This window comes from Qipengyuania pelagi, assembly GCF_009827295.1.
Lineage (GTDB): Bacteria > Pseudomonadota > Alphaproteobacteria > Sphingomonadales > Sphingomonadaceae > Qipengyuania > Qipengyuania pelagi.
In genome coordinates, this window is sequence record NZ_WTYD01000001.1 from 2,134,350 (window position 1) to 2,152,442 (window position 18,093).

19 protein-coding genes and 1 tRNA gene are annotated in these 18,093 nt (G+C 65.8%); 8 read left to right on the forward strand and 12 right to left on the reverse strand.

Translation table 11 applies throughout. The annotated features are described in order from the left end of the window. Positions 1 to 82 precede the first annotated feature (82 nt). The 5 genes from GRI47_RS10430 to GRI47_RS10450 all read right to left on the reverse strand — a co-directional run bounded on the left by GRI47_RS10430 (position 83) and on the right by GRI47_RS10450 (position 4,652). Positions 83 to 2,284 carry a PBP1A family penicillin-binding protein gene (locus GRI47_RS10430; protein WP_419956987.1) on the reverse strand — a complete coding sequence of 734 codons (2,202 nt, stop codon included), beginning with the start codon at positions 2,282 to 2,284 and terminating at the stop codon, positions 83 to 85. Positions 2,285 to 2,379: 95 nt separating this feature from the next. Then, a complete protein-coding gene (msrB, locus tag GRI47_RS10435) occupies positions 2,380 to 2,778 on the reverse strand; it encodes a peptide-methionine (R)-S-oxide reductase MsrB (protein WP_160661166.1) in 399 nt (132 codons plus the stop codon). A gap of 180 nt (positions 2,779 to 2,958) precedes the next feature. Beyond that, the gene (locus GRI47_RS10440) at positions 2,959 to 3,630 is read right to left on the reverse strand and encodes a glutathione S-transferase family protein (protein WP_160661167.1); all 672 of its coding nucleotides are present in this window, start codon (positions 3,628 to 3,630) and stop codon (positions 2,959 to 2,961) included. Between the two features lie 71 nt (positions 3,631 to 3,701). Beyond that, positions 3,702 to 4,190 carry a hypothetical protein gene (locus GRI47_RS10445; RefSeq protein WP_160661168.1) on the reverse strand — a complete coding sequence of 163 codons (489 nt, stop codon included), beginning with the start codon at positions 4,188 to 4,190 and terminating at the stop codon, positions 3,702 to 3,704. A 72-nt stretch (positions 4,191 to 4,262) separates the two neighbouring features. Beyond that, complete coding sequence (locus GRI47_RS10450) at positions 4,263 to 4,652, reverse strand: hypothetical protein (protein WP_160661169.1); 390 nt, start codon at positions 4,650 to 4,652, stop codon at positions 4,263 to 4,265. A 121-nt stretch (positions 4,653 to 4,773) separates the two neighbouring features. Between GRI47_RS10450 and GRI47_RS10455 the strand changes: the two genes are divergently transcribed. From GRI47_RS10455 to GRI47_RS10475, 5 genes are read left to right on the forward strand one after another with little or no spacing between them, the layout of a single operon-like run. Further along, positions 4,774 to 5,883 carry an S-(hydroxymethyl)glutathione dehydrogenase/class III alcohol dehydrogenase gene (locus GRI47_RS10455; RefSeq protein WP_160661170.1) on the forward strand — a complete coding sequence of 370 codons (1,110 nt, stop codon included), beginning with the start codon at positions 4,774 to 4,776 and terminating at the stop codon, positions 5,881 to 5,883. Next, complete coding sequence (locus GRI47_RS10460; protein ID WP_160661171.1) at positions 5,883 to 6,236, forward strand: cupin domain-containing protein; 354 nt, start codon at positions 5,883 to 5,885, stop codon at positions 6,234 to 6,236. Before GRI47_RS10455 ends, GRI47_RS10460 begins: the two co-directional genes overlap by 1 nt. Positions 6,237 to 6,262: 26 nt before the next feature. Continuing rightward, positions 6,263 to 6,658 carry a VOC family protein gene (locus tag GRI47_RS10465; protein ID WP_160661172.1) on the forward strand — a complete coding sequence of 132 codons (396 nt, stop codon included), beginning with the start codon at positions 6,263 to 6,265 and terminating at the stop codon, positions 6,656 to 6,658. Between the two features lie 5 nt (positions 6,659 to 6,663). Further along, on the forward strand, positions 6,664 to 7,500 hold the full coding sequence (gene fghA / locus GRI47_RS10470; protein ID WP_160661173.1) for an S-formylglutathione hydrolase: 837 nt from the start codon (positions 6,664 to 6,666) through the stop codon (positions 7,498 to 7,500). Between the two features lie 17 nt (positions 7,501 to 7,517). Next, a complete protein-coding gene (locus GRI47_RS10475; protein WP_202387235.1) occupies positions 7,518 to 8,135 on the forward strand; it encodes a hypothetical protein in 618 nt (205 codons plus the stop codon). 6 nt (positions 8,136 to 8,141) lie between these two features. Here the strand turns inward: GRI47_RS10475 and metW are convergent, their stop codons facing one another. Both metW and metX read right to left on the reverse strand, forming a co-directional pair. After that, a complete protein-coding gene (metW, locus tag GRI47_RS10480) occupies positions 8,142 to 8,723 on the reverse strand; it encodes a methionine biosynthesis protein MetW (RefSeq protein WP_160661174.1) in 582 nt (193 codons plus the stop codon). Further along, positions 8,720 to 9,808: a homoserine O-acetyltransferase MetX gene (metX, locus tag GRI47_RS10485; protein WP_160661175.1), complete on the reverse strand. Its 1,089-nt coding sequence runs from the start codon at positions 9,806 to 9,808 to the stop codon at positions 8,720 to 8,722. Before metX ends, metW begins: the two co-directional genes overlap by 4 nt. A gap of 78 nt (positions 9,809 to 9,886) precedes the next feature. On the opposite strand from metX, the gene GRI47_RS10490 reads away from it, so the two are divergent. Next, positions 9,887 to 11,002: a pyridoxal phosphate-dependent aminotransferase gene (locus tag GRI47_RS10490; RefSeq protein WP_237452672.1), complete on the forward strand. Its 1,116-nt coding sequence runs from the start codon at positions 9,887 to 9,889 to the stop codon at positions 11,000 to 11,002. Here GRI47_RS10490 and GRI47_RS10495 read toward each other — a convergent pair. The 4 genes from GRI47_RS10495 to ftsE form a co-directional block, all read right to left on the reverse strand. After that, positions 10,999 to 11,691 carry a lysophospholipid acyltransferase family protein gene (locus GRI47_RS10495; protein WP_160661176.1) on the reverse strand — a complete coding sequence of 231 codons (693 nt, stop codon included), beginning with the start codon at positions 11,689 to 11,691 and terminating at the stop codon, positions 10,999 to 11,001. The two genes, GRI47_RS10490 and GRI47_RS10495, sit on opposite strands and share 4 nt — an antisense overlap. Beyond that, a complete protein-coding gene (locus GRI47_RS10500) occupies positions 11,688 to 12,218 on the reverse strand; it encodes an ElyC/SanA/YdcF family protein (protein ID WP_160661177.1) in 531 nt (176 codons plus the stop codon). Before GRI47_RS10500 ends, GRI47_RS10495 begins: the two co-directional genes overlap by 4 nt. After that, positions 12,215 to 13,042, reverse strand: coding sequence for a cell division protein FtsX (locus GRI47_RS10505; protein ID WP_237452673.1), 828 nt, complete (start codon positions 13,040 to 13,042; stop codon positions 12,215 to 12,217). Before GRI47_RS10505 ends, GRI47_RS10500 begins: the two co-directional genes overlap by 4 nt. Before the next feature lie 152 nt (positions 13,043 to 13,194). After that, complete coding sequence (ftsE, locus tag GRI47_RS10510; RefSeq protein WP_160661420.1) at positions 13,195 to 13,950, reverse strand: cell division ATP-binding protein FtsE; 756 nt, start codon at positions 13,948 to 13,950, stop codon at positions 13,195 to 13,197. A 187-nt stretch (positions 13,951 to 14,137) separates the two neighbouring features. On the opposite strand from ftsE, the gene GRI47_RS10515 reads away from it, so the two are divergent. Next, positions 14,138 to 15,091, forward strand: coding sequence for a zinc-ribbon domain-containing protein (locus GRI47_RS10515; protein ID WP_160661178.1), 954 nt, complete (start codon positions 14,138 to 14,140; stop codon positions 15,089 to 15,091). A 150-nt stretch (positions 15,092 to 15,241) separates the two neighbouring features. Continuing rightward, positions 15,242 to 15,328, forward strand: a tRNA-Leu gene (locus GRI47_RS10520). A gap of 454 nt (positions 15,329 to 15,782) precedes the next feature. Here the strand turns inward: GRI47_RS10520 and GRI47_RS10525 are convergent. Further along, a complete protein-coding gene (locus GRI47_RS10525; RefSeq protein WP_160661179.1) occupies positions 15,783 to 17,975 on the reverse strand; it encodes a glycosyl hydrolase family 28-related protein in 2,193 nt (730 codons plus the stop codon). Between the last annotated feature and the right edge of the window lie 118 nt (positions 17,976 to 18,093).

Sequence of the window (18,093 nt, forward strand, 5' to 3'; positions counted from 1 at the left end):
TCACCAGAAACGAAAAGCCCCGCCAGCAATGGCGGGGCTTTTTTGTGGTCGAAGCCGAACGCAAGCCGACAGGAGCGCGCCGCTAATATTCCGTCGCTGGCGGTGACGGCGCCGGACGCGGCGGCTGCGCCGTGCCACCACCACCGGTCGCGCGCCTCAGGAAATCGTCGCTGGCGGCGGGCGGTGCACCCTCGTTCGGCTGTTGCGGCGGGCGCGCGGGCTGGCGCTGCGGGTCGGTCGCGGGAACGGCGCGGCGGCGGTCCGCCTCGCTCACGCCCGGCTCCCCCTCGACCGGGAAAGGACTGCCCTGCCCTGGTTGTGGCGCACCCCGCCCCGGCTCGATCAGATTGCCCTGCTCGTCGATGAAATAATAATCGTCGGGATCGCCGAAGAACTGCTCGTCATCGGGCTCCATCTGCCATTCGGGCAATTGCAGCTCGGTCTCGAATTCCTCGACCGGGCGGTCCTTCACCGCATAGCGCATGAAGGCGGCGAAAGCCTGTGCCGGGGCGCGGCCACCCTGAAGGCTGGCGACCCGCGCATTGTCGTCGCGCCCCATCCACACGCCCGTCGTCACCCCGCTCGAAAAGCCGACGAAATAGCCGTCCTTGTTCGAATTGGTCGTGCCCGTCTTGCCCGCCACCGGACGCCCGATCTGGGCCGCGCGGCCGGTGCCGGTGTTGACCGCCGTCTGCAACAGGTCGGTGATCCCCGCCGCGACGTAGTCGGGCACCAGCTGGACGGGCTCCTTCCTTTCGTGCTGATAGAGAAGCTCGCCGTCCGAAGTGGTGACTTTCAAAATCCCGTAGGGTTCGACCGACTGCCCTCCCTCCGACACTGCCGCGAAGGCGCGCGTCATGTCGATCAGGCGCACTTCGGACGTGCCCAGCACCATCGAGGGATAGGTCGAGATCGGGGTGGTGATCCCGAATCGGCGCGCCATGCTCGACACCGTGCCGAAGCCGACCTCATTGCCGAGCTGCGCCGCGACCGTGTTCTTGGAATAGGCGAAGGCGGATCTCAGATCCATTTCGCCCGCATAGCCGCCGCCCGAATTGCGCGGGCTCCACCCGTCGATCGTGACCGGCGTATCGACCACGCGATCGTCGGGCGTGTATCCGGCTTCGAGCGCGGCGAGATAGACGAACAGCTTCCAGGACGATCCCGGCTGGCGCACCGCATCGGTCGCGCGGTTGTAATTCGTCTCGACGTAATCGGTCCCGCCCACCAGCGCGAGCACCGCCCCGTCGCGGTCCAGGCTGACGAGGGCGCCCTGCGCGCCTTCGGGCGTGTTGGCCTTGATCGACGCGGTGGCGGCACGCTGCATTCCGGTGTCGAGCGTGGTCCACACCTCGATCGGCTCGAACGTTTCGGGCAAAAGCAGGTCGAGCTGCGGCAATGCCCAGTCGGTGAAATAGCGCACCGAATTCTGCCCGGTCTCTTCCTTCAGCTTAACCGCGGAAGGATCGATGGTGACGCTGTCGGCGATGCGGCCCTGCTCCTTCATCAGGCGCAGCACCACGCCCGCGCGGTTGACGGCGGCATCGACATCGGCGGTGGGGGAATAGCGGCTCGGCGCCTTGACCAGACCGGCGATGATCGCGGCTTCCGCCACGCTGAGGTCGGTCGCGGGATGGCTGAAGAATTTGCGGCTGGCGCTGTCGATCCCGTAAGCGCCGCCGCCGAAATAGACCTTGTTCAGATAAAGCTCGAGGATCTGTTCCTTCGAGAACTTCCATTCCAGCGCCATCGCCAGCACCGCCTCGCGCAGTTTGCGGTCGAGCGTGCGGTTTGAATTGAGGAAGACGTTGCGCGCCAATTGCTGCGTGATGGTGGATGTGCCGCCGATCCGGTCGTCCCCGGTCACGCCTTCGATGATCGCCCCCGTCAGGCGCACCGGATCAATCCCCCAATGCGAATGGAAGCGGCGATCCTCGACCGAGATCATCGCATCCTTCATCACCTGCGGGATTTCGCCGGAATCGAGCCATTCGCCAAAGCTCGGTCCCAATTCGACGATCTCACTCCCGTCGCGTGCGCGCACCACGATGGTCTGGCCGACCTGCGTGGCCTGCAATTGATAGTAGCTGGGAAGCGACCGCGCGGCGAAGGCAACGGCAAGCCCGGCGAAAAGCACCACGAGCAGGGCGGCCATCGCCCCGCCGATCGCCAGGCGCCGCACCCATTTGGCAAAGCCGCCGCGCTCTTCCTGCGCCTTCTTGGCCGCCGCCGCGCGATTGCTCGCACCGCTTCTTCCGCGTCGGCTATCGCTGCGTTTCGCCAAATTCCGTCACCCGTCCTTGCCTGCGATCGGCATGCATAGGCGAGTTGTAACTTTCCGTGAACGCCTATCTTTCGGCGCACATATGTGCGGAAAGATCAGTCCTCGGGCTCGAATTCCAGCGAGGCGCTGTTGATGCAATAACGCAGGCCATCCGGTCCCGGTCCGTCAGGGAAGACATGGCCGAGATGGCTCTCGCACTTGGCGCAGATCACTTCGGTGCGGCGCATTCCCAGACTGGTGTCGGTATGCTCCTCGACCGCATCGCCATCGGCGGGCGCGGTGAAGCTGGGCCAGCCCGAGCCGCTGTCGTATTTGTCCTCGCTTTCGAAGACGAGCTGGCCACAGGCGGCGCAGTGATATTCGCCTGCCTGCTTGTTCTTCTCGTATTTGCCGGTGAAGGCCCGCTCCGTCCCCGCCTCGCGCAAGATGTGATACTGCTCGGGCGAAAGCTTCTCGCGCCATTCGGCGTCGGTGAGGGTGAGTTTGTCGGTCATGAAGAAGGTGCTCCTTGCCCCTATAACCGACGAGAAAGCCCTCGGTTTCCGCAGCACCGACAATCCCCAAAACGGTCCGCGACCAGCGGACCGCAAGCGCGACCGCGCGCCCGCAGGCGCCCGACCGAAGGGAGGAACAGCGCCGAGGAGGAACCGGCGGAGGCCGGTTCGCTCACAAATTCACCCATCCACCATCGCATAATGCGAGGGTGGATGTATCCCCTCCATTTTCTCGGCGAGCAGGGGCCGGAAGCTCGGGCGGCTCTTGAACACGGCGTACCAGCCGCGCGCCTGATCGTGGCCGCGCCAGTCGATCCCGCCGAGATAATCCGCGACCGAGACCTGCGCGGCGGCGGCGAGGTCCGCCAGGCTCATCGTCGAGCCGGCCAGCCAGCTGCGATTGTCCACCAGCCAGTCGATATAATCGAGATGGCCGTGCGCGCGCTTCATCGCTTCGCGCAGCACGCGTCCGTCGGGCGGCTGGCGCAGCACGAGGCGCTTGGTCATCTTCTCATGCAGCAGCGGCGCGACCACGTCGGCGTGGAAATTCTCCTCGAACAGGGCGACCAGCCGCCGCGTCTCGGCCCGCGCCAGCGCGCTGCCCGCCAGCATGGGCGATCGCTCCACCGTCTCTTCGAGATATTCGCAGATCGCCCGGCTATCGCACAGGGCGATGTTGCGCGCCTTGTCCTCCAGCACGGGCACGCGGCCCGCATCGTTCAGGCGCCACAGATCGTCGCCCTCGTCCCACGGGCGGCGTTGCACCAGATCGTAGGCGATGGATTTCTCGCCGAGCAGGATGCGAACCTTGCGGCTGAACGGGCAGAGGGGGAATTGGTGGAGCGTCCACATGGCGCACCCGCCTTGCCGCAACCGCGCGCGTTAATCCACAGCAGAGCGGGGGCAGCCGAAAATTCTTTGGGCTATTCGCGCGGCAGGCTGCCTTCGACCCGTTCCTCGATCTGGAGAAAGGCATCGCGAAGGGCCGGGATCAGCGCGGCGATCCCATCGCTGGCATCGGCCATCCGGTCCATCGTGCGCGGCAGATCGCGCGCCATGCGCTGCGCCACCTCGCCCGCGCGCGGGCTCATCCTGCGCAGCGTCAGATCGGGGTCGACCGGACGGCGCGGCAGGTCCGCGACATCGGCGGTGGCTTCGGCCAGCGGCTCGATCAGCGGGGCGAGCGGAAGGTCGAGGAGGATTTCCGACAGGACGGACACCGTCGCCGCGATCTCGTCCTGCGTGGCGGGATCGGACAATCGCTCGGCCAGGCCGCCCAACGCGGCTTCGGCAGGCGGGGTAGGCGCATCGAAATCCGGCAGGACTATCGCACCGTTTGTCTGGCCATCGGTCTGCGCGGCCAACGGCGCGGCGAGAACGAAAAACGGCAGGGAGAACAGAATCTTGCGCATGACGATGATCTCGATGGTTTGGTGGATCGCCCCTGCTACGCGCGAAGGGGTGAACCCATGCTGACGCGCCCGTCAGACGCCGGACAGGTCCAGCAATTGGAGGCAGGCCGGCATCACCGCGGCCAGCGCATCCGGGCCGCCGCGCACCAGCTCCTGCGTTTCGCGCATCGCGAGGCCGGTCACGTAATCGCGCGAGAAACGCGGGTCTTCCATCAACCCGGCCATGAAGCGCACGAAGAATTCCTTCCCGCGCGGGTCCATCGCCGGAAAAGCGAGCGCGGCCGGATCGCCCGCCTGCTGCCCCTGTGCGGTGATCGCAAAGGCGACGCCGCAGCGCAGCCCGGTCTTCTGCTGAAGCGAGATCTGCGGCATTGGCGGGGCCTGCTGCGGAGATGGCTGGGGCGAACTCTGCGCGGCGAAGAGGAGCGATGCGGCGGCGGCGGAAGCGAGAAGCGATGTCATGCCTCTCCCCTACCCGCCGCACGATGAACCGCCAACGACAAGCGGCGCGGCGATGCGGGCCTCCATTGCCCCCGGCCGCCATCCCGCCTAGGTCCGGGGCGAAACAGGAGATCCCACGCTCATGAAAACCCGCGCCGCCGTCGCCTTCGAAGCCAAGCAACCGCTCGAAATCGTCGAACTCGATCTCGAAGGGCCGAAGGCCGGCGAGGTCCTGATCGAGATCATGGCGACCGGCATCTGCCACACCGACGCCTATACGCTGGACGGGTTGGACAGCGAAGGGCTGTTCCCCAGCGTGCTTGGCCATGAGGGCGCAGGCATCGTGCGCGAAGTGGGTGCGGGCGTCACCAGCGTGGTGCCGGGCGATCACGTCATCCCGCTCTACACGCCCGAATGCCGCCAGTGCAAAATGTGCCTCAGCGGCAAGACCAATCTTTGCAGCGCCATCCGCGAAACGCAGGGCAAGGGCCTGATGCCCGACGGGACGACGCGCTTCAGCTATAACGGCAAGCCGATCTATCACTATATGGGCTGTTCGACCTTTTCGAACTTCACCGTCCTCCCTGAAATCGCGGTCGCCAAGATTCGCGAGGACGCGCCCTTCCACACCGCCTGCTATGTCGGCTGCGGGGTGACGACGGGCGTCGGTGCGGTGGTCAACACGGCGCAGGTCAAGCCGGGCGACAATGTCGTCGTGTTCGGACTGGGCGGCATCGGGCTGAACGTGATCCAGGGCGCCAAGATGGCGGGCGCCGACCGGATCGTGGGCGTCGACATCAACAACGACAAGAAGACCTGGGGCGAACATTTCGGGATGACCGATTTCGTCAATCCCAAGGAGGTCGACGACGTGGTCGGCACGCTCGTCGCCATGCTCGACGGCGGGGCGGATTACAGCTTCGACTGCACCGGGAACACCAATGTCATGCGACAGGCGCTCGAATGCTGCCACAAAGGCTGGGGTACCAGCATCGTGATCGGCGTGGCCGAAGCGGGCAAGACGATCGAGACCCGGCCCTTCCAGCTGGTAACGGGCCGCAACTGGCGCGGCACCGCGTTCGGCGGCGCCAAGGGCCGGACCGACGTGCCCAAGATCGTGGACTGGTATATGGACGGCAAGATCCAGATCGATCCGATGATTACCCATGTCCTGAAACTGGAAGAGATCAACAAGGGCTTCGATCTGATGCATGCGGGCGAAAGCATCCGCAGCGTCGTGGTGTTCGACTGATGGGAGCCAAGGTTTCGCTGGCGGACAAGTTCGCGGGTTTCAGCGAGACCTGGGCGCCGCGCATCGTCGCTCGCTATGAAGGGCACGAGGTCCGCATCGCGCGGCTCGACGGAGAATTTCACTGGCATGCGCACGATCACGACGAAGTGTTCCTGTGCCTCGAAGGCACGCTCGACGTCGAATTCCGTGACCGGACGGAGACGCTGGAGCCGGGCGAGTTACTGCTGATCGAAAAGGGCGCGGAACACCGCCCGGTCGCCGCGCGCGGCGAGGTCAAGCTGCTTATGCTGGACCCCGCCGGATCGCCCAATACCGGCGATCACGAAACCGCCACCGTCGCGGTCGATGCCTGATTCACAAGCTCAAGAGGAGAGACTTTATGTTCAATCACATCATGATCGGCACCAACGACATCGAGAAGTCGAAGGCGTTCTACGAAAAGGTCCTCGCCGTGCTCGGTGGGCGGGGTGCGATCGACAACACCAGCGCCAGCGGCCACCAGCGCGCGATCTTCATTCATGACGGCAACACCTTCATGCTAACCCAGCCGATCGACGGCGAGGCGGCGACCTGTGCCAACGGGATGACCATCGGCTTCAAGTGCAATTCGCCCGAGCAGGTGAAGGAATTGCACGATGTGGCGGTCGCAAACGGCGCGACCAGCATCGAAGGCCCTCCCGGACCGCGCGATGCCGGACAGCTGGGCATTATGCACCTGTCCTATTTCCGCGATCTCGACGGGCACAAGATTTGCGGCATCCACCGCGAGGCCTGAGCTTGATGGAAATTCTGAGCCAAAATCGCTCGCACGGGGGCGTGCAGGGCGTCTATTCGCACGCTTCGCAGGAAACGGGGACCGAGATGACATTCTCGGTCTTTGTGCCCCCTCACGAGACTGGCGCGAAGCTGCCGGTGCTGTGGTATCTTTCGGGCCTGACCTGCACCCACGCCAACGTCACCGAGAAGGGCGAATATCGCGCGGCCTGCGCGGGGCACGGCATCGTCTTCGTCGCGCCGGATACGAGCCCGCGCGGGGACGACGTGCCCGATGCGGAGGGCGAATACGATTTCGGCAAGGGTGCGGGCTTCTATGTCGATGCGACCGAAGAGCCTTGGGCGAAGACTTACCGGATGCGCAGCTATATCGAGCGGGAACTGCCCGATCTGATCGCGGCGGAATTTCCGGTCGATATGCAGCGCCAGGCGATCACCGGCCATTCCATGGGCGGCCACGGCGCGCTGACGATCGGATTGCGCAATCCGAACCGCTTCCGCTCGATCAGCGCATTCTCTCCCATCGTCGCGCCGAGCCGCGTGGCGTGGGGGGAAAAGGCGCTGGGCCGCTATCTCGGCGACAATCGGGATTCGTGGCGCGAATACGACGCGGTCGCCCTGATCGAGGACGGCGCGCGGCACGACCACATTCTGGTCGATCAGGGCACGGCGGACGATTTCCTCGAAGACCAGCTCAAGACGGGCGCGCTGGCGATGGCCTGCGCGAAGGCCGGGATGGAGCCGGTGATCCGAATGCAGGAGGGATACGACCACTCCTATTATTTCATCTCCACCTTCCTTGGCGAGCATGTCGCCTGGCATGGCGAGCGCCTACGCGGCTAGGCCGCCCGATCGATACGATGTTCGAATTTCTCCGCACCAATCAGGGGATCATCAGCGTCCTCCTCAGCATGGCGATGCTGGTCGTCTGGGTGGTCTATCTCCAGGTCCTGCTGGTGCAGGTTCGCGCCTCGCGTCGCTCCTCCATCCTGATAACCCGCGCCGCCGGACGAGGGATGCGCAGCCGGTGCCTGGTCACGAATATGAGCAGCCAGTCGCTCTACGTCACCAGCCTGATCGGTATCCTCCATGCGGGCGGGAAGCAGATCGAGATCGCGCTGACCGATCTTCGCGAACTGCCCGAGGATCTCGGCGCCGATCCGCGCTCGACCATGCGGCAGGGCAGCCTCTCGACCGGGCAATATCTCGATATCGGCCATTTCGACGATATTCTCGAGGTCATGCTGCGCGATGACGAGGCTGCCGGGCTGGCGCGTGAAGACGTGGCCCAGCTCGATCTGATCGTGGTCGCCTTCTACGCACCCGAATCCCTGCCCGTGGGGGCGCGGCGCAGCTTCCAGTTCCGGTGGGAATCGCCCAGCGGCACGCGCGTCCAGCCGACCAGCCTCAGGACCGAACAGATCCGCGGCCGCCGCCAGCGCAAGCGCCTGTTCCAGGCGGTCGAACGGCATATGTAGGCGCCCTCAGGCGAGTTCGAACACCGCAAATTCCGCGCGCAGATTGGCGCCCACGCCGCCGATCGGTCGCTCGCCCGAAAAGAACCATTCGCCCTCGATCCGGGCACCCTTCGCGCGCGCCAGATCGCGGAAATCGGCCACCGTCACGTGGTGGATGTTCGCCGTCTCGTACCACGTCACCGGCAGCGCCCGCGTCACCGGCATCCGCCCGCCGAACATCAGCGCGGCGCGGGTGCGCCAATGGGCGAAATTGGGGAAGCTGACGAAGGCCCGCGTGCCGACGCGCAATAATTGTTCCAGCATCCGGTCGGGCCGCGCCGCGGTCTGCAATGTCTGGCTGAGGACCGCATAATCGAAGCTCGCATCGGGATAATCGGCGAGGTCGCGGTCGGCATCGCCCTGCACCACACTGAGCCCGTGCGCCACGCAACGTTCGACACAGGCCCCGTCGATCTCGATCCCGCGCACGTCGCACCCCTTGTCGCGCAGCGCCAGCATCAGCGCGCCGTCTCCGCAGCCGATGTCGAGCACACGGCTTCCCGGCGCGACCTGCCTGGCAATGGCCGCAAGATCGGGACGCAATTTCATTCGACGAAGCCCTTCACCACCCGATCCAGCGCCGGCACGTCCAGAAGGAAGCTGTCATGCCCGAACGGGGCGGACAGTTCGACGAAGCTGACCGGCGCACCCGCCGCGTTCAGCGCGTGGACGATATGGCGGCTTTCCGCCGTCGGATAGAGCCAGTCGCTATCGAAGCTGACGAGGCAGAACCGCGCCGGGTTGCCCGCAAACGCCTGCGCCAGCGACCCGCCATGTTCCTCCGCCAGATCGAAATAATCCATCGCGCGGGTGATATAGAGATAGCTGTTCGCATCGAACCGCCGCGTGAAGCCGCTGCCCTGATAGCGCAGATAGCTTTCGACCTGGAAATCGGCATCGAAGCCGAAGCTCTTTTCGGGCCGGTCCTGAAGATTGCGCCCGAATTTCGCGGTCAGCCCGTCTTCCGACAGATAGGTGATATGCGCCGCCATGCGCGCCACGGCCAGCCCATTGTCGGGCGTGTCGGACCCGTAATACTCGCCCTGGCGCCAGTTGGGATCGGCCATGATCGCCTGACGGCCCAGCTCGTGGAACGCGATGTTCTGCGCCGAATGGCGGCTGGTCGATGCGATCACGAGCACGCGCTGGGCCCGCTCGGGCCAGTTGGCGGCAAGGCTCAGCGCCTGCATCCCACCCATCGATCCGCCGACCACTGCGTGCAACCGTTCGATGCCCAGCGCATCGAGCAGGCCGACGAGGCCACGCACCATGTCGCGTATGGTGATGACGGGAAAGCGCATCGCATAAGGCGCCCCGTCGGGCGCGATGCTGGCCGGTCCGCTCGAGCCGAGGCAGCTGCCGATGACGTTCGCGCAGATCACGTGATAGCGGTCGGTATCGATCGGCAGGCCCGGCCCCACCATCCGTTCCCACCAGCCGGGCTTGCCCGTCAGCGGGTGGGTGCTGGCGACATACTGGTCCCCGGTCAGCGCATGGCACAAAAGGATCGCGTTGGAGCGGTCGGGCGCCAGCTCGCCATAGGTCTCATAAGCGATCCGCGCATCGGCCAGCATCCCGCCGCCGTCGAGCGGCAGGGGGTCCGGCAGAGTCAGGCTTTGGGGTTCGAAGGTCACGCGGGTCTTTTCTTGGCGGGTTGGCGCGCACCGCCTCTAACCGTTCCGCCCGAGCTTGTCGAAGGCCTGCTTTCCTTTATGGCGAAGCGCATCATGGCCGATCGCCCCACACCCAAAGCCTGGATCGACGCGATCCATCCCTATGTCCCCGGCAAGGCGAAATCCGCCGACGGGCGCGAACTCGTCAAACTGTCCGCCAACGAGAACCCGCTGGGGTGCAGCCCCACGGTGATCGACGCGCTGGCCGCGGCCCATTCGCCCGCCCTCTATCCCGATCCCGATGCGAAGGAACTGCGCGCGGCGATCGGGGCGCTTCACGGGATCGATCCGGCGCGGATCGTGTGCGGAACCGGGTCGGGCGAGCTGTTGCATGGCGCGGTGCAGGCTTTCGCGGGAACGGGCGACGAGGTTGCGTTCTCGCGCTATTCCTTCTCGCTCTATCCCCTGCTCGCCCACAAGGTCGGGGCCGAGCCGGTGTTGGCGGAGGCGAGGGAGTACGGCGCCGATGTCGATGCGCTGCTCGCCGCCGTGACCGAGCGGACGCGGGTGGTCCTGCTCGACAATCCCAACAATCCGGTCGGCAGCTGGCTCGATGCGGGCGAAGTCGCGCGGCTCCATGCGGGTCTCAGCCCGGACATCCTGCTGGTGGTCGATCAGGCCTATGCCGAATATCTCGCGCCGGACCTCGACGATGGCGGGCTCGCGCTGGCGGCCGCGCACAATAACGTGCTGGTCACGCGGACATTTTCGAAAGCCTATGGGATCGCGGGCGAGCGAGTCGGCTGGGCGACGGGAGCGCCGGCGCTGGTCGACATGCTCAACCGCCTGCGCGGCGCCTTCAACGTGACGAGCGGGGGCCAGCGCGCCGCCCTCGCCGCTCTGGAGGATCAAGCTTTCGTCCGCAGGAGTAGGCAAGCGAACAGCGCCGTGCGTGCGCGCTTCGCCGACCGGATCGCGATGCTCGGCAATCACGGCCTCAGCATCGTGCCGAGCGAGGCGAATTTCCTGCTGGTCCTGTTCGAAGGCGCGCTCACCGCCGAAGCCGCGATGGGCGCGCTTGCCGAAGCGGGGTATGCGGTGCGCCATTTGCCGGGGCAGGACCTGCCCCATGCGCTGCGCATCACGATCGGGACCGAGGCGCAGATGGACGAGGTCGCGGCCGTGCTCCGGCGCGAGGCCGAAGCCGCGGGTTAAGTGCTTGCGGAGTGGTTCAGCGCGTTGATCGCGGCCAGAACCCGCGCCTCGATCTCGGCGCGCGGCAGGCCGGGCGGGATCGGTTCGCCGAAGCGATAGGTGATCGTGCCGCGCCGCTTGAGGCCGTGATGATAGACCGGGCCGCTATCCACCGCGACGGGCACCACCGGCAGGCCCATCATCTTGTAAAGCCCGGCAAAGCCCGCCTGCAAAGCGCGCACCTCGCCATGGGGGACGCGCGTGCCTTCGGGGAAGATCACCAGCGGGCGCCCATCCGCCACCGCGCCCTTGGCCGCGCGGATCATCGCCCGCAGCGTCGATGCCCCCGCCTCGCGCGCGACGGGCACGAGGCCATAGGCGAGCGCGGCCTTACCCCAGCCGGGAATGGCGAACAGCTCCTGCTTGGCGAAGACGGCGGGCGTGTCGAACAGGGTCGGCGCGTCGATCGCTTCGAAGAAGCTCTCGTGCTTGACCGCGTAAAGGACGGGTTCGGACAAAGGCGCGCCTTCGATCCTGAGGTCGACGCCCAGGAGGTTGACCACGCACCAGCGCTGCAACCCGCTCCAGTCGCTGACCCTTCGGCGGAACACCTCGCGCCCGAATGGGATCGCCAGCAGGGCCGCCGACGTCACCACGATCGAGCCGAGGTAGAAGACCAGGTAGAAGGCGAAATTGCGCAGCAGTTTCAAAGGGAAAACCCTTGCGAAACCGTCGCCAGCAGCAATTTGTTGTATTCGAGGAAGAGCTGGCGGAAATCGGGATCGGACGGCACCGCATCCTCCAGTATCGTCACGCCTTCGGGCAGCGCGCCGCGCATTTCGGACGCGGCGCGGCGCATATGCCAGTCGGTGGTGACGAGGCGCACGGTCTCGACATCGTTGTCGCGCATCCACTGGGCCGCTTCGCCCGCATTGCTGCGCGTGTCCACCGCGAGGAAGCCCAGTGTCACGCAGCATTCCATCTCGCGATCCGTCACGTCGAACTGGGCGGCGAATTCGCCCGGTTTGACCTCGGGATCGACGCCGGACACCAGCATCCGCTCCGCATCGCCATCGCGCAGCACCTCGAGCCCGCGCGGAATGCGCCCGCTGGCGCCTGTCGGCACGATGACCGCATCGGTTCTCATATGCGTGAGCGGCTGCGGCAGCGTCACCGCGAAACCGATGAAGCCGAGAGCGTAGACGAGAACGACGAAGGCGGCGAAGCGAAGGATCACGGCATTTTTCCCAGCGATGCCATTACCGTCATTCGCGCGGTGAGCAAGGCAATCGCCGCCCCCGCCACCGGGACCAGCGCGAGCAGCAGCCAATCGCCGAAATCGAGGCCTCCGCCTGCCACCATGCCGGATTCGAGCGCGGCGAATTGCGCGCCGAGCACGCTCAGCCCGACCGCGCCCAGAACCAGGCCGACCGCGCCGCCAAGGCCCGCGTCGATCACTGCAGACCGCTGGAAGATCCGCGCGATCTGGCCGTCGGTCCCGCCCAAGAGATGCACCACCTCGATCGTCCCGCGATTGGCGTTGAGCGCGTTTCTGGCCGCAAGCCACACCGCCGCCGCGCTGGTGAAGGCGAGCAGCGCGATCAGGCCGAGCGCCAGCCAGCGCAGCGCCGAAATCGCGTCGAATACCGGGCCGAGCCACTGGGCCTGCGCATCGACCCGCGCATCGGGTGCCACGGGGCCCAGCGCGGCGCGCAGCTCGGCAAGCGCACGCGCATCGGCGGTGCCTGCCAGATTGACGTCGATCAGTGCGGGCAGGGGCACCGCTTCGCTGCGCACGCCGCCGCCCAGCCAGGGTTCGATCAGCGCTTCGAGCTCCGCCTCGGGCACGAGCCGCCGGGCCTGGACGATGTCGAGGGTGTCGAGTGCGGCCAGCGTGCGGCGCGCCTGTGCATCGCGCAGAACCGGATCGGCTTCGACGATCTGGATGGTGACGCCGCCCGACAGGTCGCTGCGCGCCTGCGCGGCGAGATTGGCCATGGCGATCGCCCCGCCCGCCGCCAGCACGGTCAGCGCGACCATGATCGCGATCACCCAGGGCATCGGCCCGCCGAGCCTAGCACGAGGAAGGATATGCGACGCAGCCCGTCCGCGAAACGCCGCCCGTCCCCGCTCTAACGCGCGCGCGGCAGCGACGGGGATGGTGGAAGGGGGCCTGAATGGAGGTGGGCCATCGGGCAGGAAGGACGGCCGCTTCATCCGCCCTCCCCCGATAATTCGCGCCGGGGCGGAAAGCGCAGCGCGCCGGTCGGATCGGACAGATGCCCCTTGTCGAGCCGCATGATCAGCGAATCGGGGACCTTCTTCAGCAGCTGCACATCGTGGGTCGCGACCACCACCGTCGTCCCGAGGCGATTCAGTGCTTCGAACAGGCGGATCAGCTTAAGCGCCATTTCCGGGTCTACGTTCCCGGTCGGCTCGTCCGCCACCAGCAGGTCGGGCCGCCCGATCACGGCCCGCGCGATCGCGACGCGCTGCTGCTCGCCGCCCGACAGCGTCGCGGGCCGCGCATCGGCACGATGGCCGAGGCCGACCCAGTCGAGCATATCCGCGACAGGCTGCGCCAGATCCTCCTCGCGCACGCCCGACACGCGCAAAGGCATCGCGATATTGTCGTAAGCGGAGAGGTGCTCGATCAGACGGAAATCCTGGAACACCACACCCAGACGCCGCCGGAACGAAGGCAATTGCGCGCGCGGCTGCGTGATGACGTCGCGCCCGAACATGCGGATCGCCCCGCGCGAGGGGCGCTGGGCGAGGTAGAGCAGTTTCAGCAGCGAGGTCTTGCCCGCCCCGCTCGCCCCGGTGAGGAAATAGAAGCGACCGGGAAACAGCGTGAAGGACAGATCGCTCAGCACCTCGCGATCGGTGCCGTAGCGCAGGCCGACATTGTCGAAGCGCGCGACCTCGTTCTCGCCCTTGGGAAGGGGGCTGGTCACGATATCGACCATCGGGCCATCGACCGGCCCCTGCCGATCGATCGCACCGTCACACCGCCCGTGCCGCCCAAGTCGCCCGTCCGTATCATCCCGCCTCGCGCTATAGCGGCGCATCGGTGTGGAAAAAAGGCCGCATCGGCCCACTGTTCACGGTGGCACACTTGTTGCGGTTTGCGCACGGGTCTAGGACTGTTCGATCATGATTATTGCATGCCCCGCCTGCGCCACGCGCTATGTCGTACCCGACAGCGCGATTGGCGTGGAGGGACGCACGGTCCGATGCGCGAAATGCAAGCATAGCTGGTTTCAGGACGGTCCGGACCTAGCCCCGCCCGAAACAGGCGCGACCCAGGCGGAAGCGCGGCCTTACATCGGCGATGCCCCGCCTCCCGCATCGCCTCGCGCGCCATCTCCAACGCCGTCGCCCAGACCTGCGGCTCCGACGCCAGCCGCACGCTCTTCGACATCGGGCGATCACCCTGCGGCGGGGTCTGAAGCGCAGCCCGACGATAGCGTTCGTGAGGGCGATAGCGTTCGCGAAGACGTCCAAGAAGACGTCCGCGTAGATAATGCCGATCGCGATCTGTCCTCAGATCGCTATGCCACGGGCCCCAGTTTCGACGAAGGCGATCCGCCCTATGGCGAATTGCCGAACGCGCCGCCGCGCCCCGCCGTTTACGACGACACGGTCAGCCAGTTCGATTACAGTCCGCCCTTCCGCCCGCGCCGCAATTACGTGAAATTGTGGACCTGGGCGGCGGGTATCTTCGCGGTGCTGGCGCTGGGCACGGTGGTGGCGGCGAACACGTTCGGCCTTCCGTCCTGGATGCCGGTGGACCGTCCGCTCTTCGCGGTAGCGGAGCCCGATCTGGAGCTGGAATTCCCGGTCGAGGAACAGGAGCGGCGCACCCTGCCCGACGGGACCGAATATTTCGGCGCGCGCATCATCGTCACCAACACCGCCCGCGAGACGCGCAACGTGCCGCCGATCCTGATCGTGCTGCGCGACGGGCGCGAACGGGTGGTGTTCAGTTGGGAAGTCACTCCGCCGAAAGCCTCGCTGGCGCCCGGCGAATCGATGACGATCAACGAAGCGACCACGGACGTGCCGAAATCCGCCGTCATCGCCGAAGTGGGCTGGGCCCCGCGCTGAGCGGCTCGGACCGTCCTGGCGATGGTCTCGAAGCTTTCGCTGACGCCGATCGCGATCGGCACGCCAAAACGCTTGCGGCCCCCTTGTACCGCTGCTAGTGGCGCGCTCCTACCGACGCGGGGGCCTCCTGGATCGCCCCCACGGTCATGTGCGGTCGTGGCGGAATTGGTAGACGCGCAACGTTGAGGTCGTTGTGGGCGAAAGCCCGTGGAAGTTCGAGTCTTCTCGACCGCACCACTCTTGGTCAAAGATGGGCACCGTCCCATTCGATCGTGCAACCATGGCAGCGCCATGGGCCAGTGCTTCGGTTTCGCCTTCGATGATGATGCTTGGTCCGACAAGGACCTGCTTGATGAACGCACGCGCGATCCGCTGGCGCGCATGGCTATCGCCCGATACGATGCGCTCACGGACGATCTGTCCGAACTTCTTAACTGCGTTCGGGGTATTGCGCGAGGGCCCGCGATCGAGTTGCAGCGAGGACTGTCTGTGGATCGACGATCCGCGTAGCCTCCTGCAAGGTGTGCAGAAGGGCACGGGCGAGTTCCACGGCTGGGCATCGCGCAGCCGCGATGTCGAGATGCCCGACAGGATGATCTTCGATGCGGCGACGTCATCGCGGCGAGGCGGATCGCCGGTTGCTCTTACCGGGTGTTCACGCGCCTTGATCCAAGGACCGCGTCATTCCCCGTCAGTCGCCATCGGCAGGCTGGTCCGGGCTCGAGGGTCCCGGCGGTTCGCTGGACCACAGAGGCACCCGAAAATCGCGGAAGATGTCCATCGCTCCCACGCGCGGGGCCGGTCTGACAGGCAGATCTTCGCGCCCGATGGCGACATCGTTCGCGGCATCCTCGATGATGATCGGGATCAGTTCGGGCTCGCCAGTCGCGGCCAATCCGGTTCGGGTCGAGGCGAACGACATGGAGACCCGGCCGCCCATGTTCTGGACGAGGCCGAAACAGGCGATGTTCCGATCACCCTGAGGACAATCGCCGTAAGTCAGACGCGGCGGCGAGGAATGATGGCCAAACTGATTGGCTACTCCCCCCAGCACTTCGAGCGTGCCGCCCTCCTCAATCCGAAACCCGGGCACGGTCCCTTCGGTCTTGAAACCCAGTACCCACACTTGCGAGCCTGGAGGAACCGTCCAGTTGATGGCTTCCTTCGACTCCGTGTTCAAGGCGCGGCCATAAAGCGTGACATTGTCCAGCAGGTCGGCCTCTTTCCCGAGGCCGGTCACACTGTTGAAGAAAAGCGGCACCGACGGACCGGTCGTCAGGAGATTGGCGTAGGAATTTATCGGCCCGGTGACGTGCTGCAAGACGACCGGTCGCCAGGCGGCCTGTTCGACCAGACGCCACGCATTGTAAGCTCCCTGATAGTCCTCGATCACCAGCGGATTATCGCTACGCTCGGCGATGCGGAGGTATGAGCGTTTGCGATCGTTGCTGTCGCTGACGAACCGCGAATAGAGGAACTGGATGTTCCGGACAGACGCCGGCACGTCGATCGTGGACGTGACATAATACGACGTCTTCGGAAAATAGACGACCGGCTTTCCCGATGCGAAGGCGCTTCGCACCGCTTCGGTGGAATCATGCCCCGGCGTGCCGGCAAGCGGATCGTAGTCTTCAGGTGCCGCCCAGTCTTTCACGAGATCCGGAAAGGCGGAAAGATCGCCGGGACGGGCCGATGGGTCTGGCGCTGCAAGATTCAGCGTGTGCGCAGGTCCCGATTGGCCCCGGATCGACGCATCGCCCGAGGATACGAACTCGTCCGCATGATCGCCTGCCGCCAGGATCCGCCCAGCGGATGCGACAAGCGCGCCCATCCCGGTAGAGCGGACATTTCGCGCCAGGATGAAGCCATCGACCAGGTCGACGGCAGGAATCGATCGGCTCGGCACCCCTTGCAGGAGCGAGTTCAGCAGAACGACGTGCGAACTCCCGTCCCTGATCCGCAAGGGAAGCGGAGCGTTCTGGACAAGCAGACGGTTGATGGTTGCGACAGGCCCGTCCACGACCATTCCCGCCTTTTTCTGGTTGGTGAGCGTCACCCTGTCGAGCACGACCTGATGAGGGAGGTTGAGCCGCTGCTTGGCCCATACCCCGATATCGAACCCGTCGACGGTGACGTCGGTCACAAGCGGGATGGCCGGATTGATGTCGAAGGCGATGCCGATGGCGCCCGCACCGTCGGTGGAGCGGACGCGGACATTGTGGACGCCAGCGCTGTTCGCGCCGCCGAAGCGCAGCCCGATCGCTCCCGGATTGCCTCGTCCGCTGTCGATGGTGAGGTTGCGAATTTCGTTGTAGGCCACGCTGTTGTTGATCGTGTGCTTGCCGAAGGAGACGACCGGCTTGGGCGACGCGGCATCGCCGAAACCCTTCGCCTTGTCGGCGAGGCGGATGATCGTCTTGTCGCGGCTTTCGCCGATCAGGCGAAGGCGAGCGATCGTTTCCTGAGCGCCGGGTGGCACCTGGTCGAGCGGGAGTTCGTTGACGATGCGCTGGCCGCCCTCGCCGTAGTCCCAGACGCGGGCCCCCTTGGCGGAATAGATCGCGGTATCCCGGATATCGTAGGTGCCGTTCGGAATGTAGACGATCACGCTTTCGCGTTCCAGCGAAGGGCTCGCCTTGTTTCCGTCGTTCGGGAACGGCGGAAGGAATGGGCCATCCTCCATTTCCTGCACCACCAGATCATAGGCGGCCCGGAAAGCCGCCGTATCGTCCTTTCCGTCATCGGGAACGGCGCCGAAATCGCGCACGAGATCGTACACCTTCCCTCCATTGGCGTGAAACGCCAGGGGCGGCAGTCGGAACACGTCGCCGGGATTGCTGTCCCCGGGCGTTTGCGCAGTGTCGGCATGAGGCGACTCGGCCAAGGACGGCGCAGCACCTGCCGACAGGACAGCCAGTGTCAGGAGTGCGAACGAACGCATCCAGTGAACCGGTTTCAACGGTCGGGCCTGTCGAGGATCTGCCTCCGACAACCTCAAGCCT

Excerpts from the sequence above, each read along its gene's own strand:
- msrB (WP_160661166.1), bottom strand. The coding sequence starts at position 2,778 with ATGACCGACAAACTCACCCTCACCGACGCCGAATGGCGCGAGAAGCTT.
- GRI47_RS10440 (WP_160661167.1), bottom strand. The coding sequence starts at position 3,630 with ATGTGGACGCTCCACCAATTCCCCCTCTGCCCGTTCAGCCGCAAGGTT.
- GRI47_RS10445 (WP_160661168.1), bottom strand. The coding sequence starts at position 4,190 with ATGCGCAAGATTCTGTTCTCCCTGCCGTTTTTCGTTCTCGCCGCGCCG.
- GRI47_RS10450 (WP_160661169.1), bottom strand. The coding sequence starts at position 4,652 with ATGACATCGCTTCTCGCTTCCGCCGCCGCCGCATCGCTCCTCTTCGCC.
- GRI47_RS10455 (WP_160661170.1), top strand. The coding sequence starts at position 4,774 with ATGAAAACCCGCGCCGCCGTCGCCTTCGAAGCCAAGCAACCGCTCGAA.
- GRI47_RS10460 (WP_160661171.1), top strand. The coding sequence starts at position 5,883 with ATGGGAGCCAAGGTTTCGCTGGCGGACAAGTTCGCGGGTTTCAGCGAG.
- GRI47_RS10465 (WP_160661172.1), top strand. The coding sequence starts at position 6,263 with ATGTTCAATCACATCATGATCGGCACCAACGACATCGAGAAGTCGAAG.
- fghA (WP_160661173.1), top strand. The coding sequence starts at position 6,664 with ATGGAAATTCTGAGCCAAAATCGCTCGCACGGGGGCGTGCAGGGCGTC.
- GRI47_RS10475 (WP_202387235.1), top strand. The coding sequence starts at position 7,518 with ATGTTCGAATTTCTCCGCACCAATCAGGGGATCATCAGCGTCCTCCTC.
- metW (WP_160661174.1), bottom strand. The coding sequence starts at position 8,723 with ATGAAATTGCGTCCCGATCTTGCGGCCATTGCCAGGCAGGTCGCGCCG.
- GRI47_RS10490 (WP_237452672.1), top strand. The coding sequence starts at position 9,887 with ATGGCGAAGCGCATCATGGCCGATCGCCCCACACCCAAAGCCTGGATC.
- GRI47_RS10505 (WP_237452673.1), bottom strand. The coding sequence starts at position 13,042 with ATGCCCTGGGTGATCGCGATCATGGTCGCGCTGACCGTGCTGGCGGCG.
- ftsE (WP_160661420.1), bottom strand. The coding sequence starts at position 13,950 with ATGGTCGATATCGTGACCAGCCCCCTTCCCAAGGGCGAGAACGAGGTC.
- GRI47_RS10515 (WP_160661178.1), top strand. The coding sequence starts at position 14,138 with ATGATTATTGCATGCCCCGCCTGCGCCACGCGCTATGTCGTACCCGAC.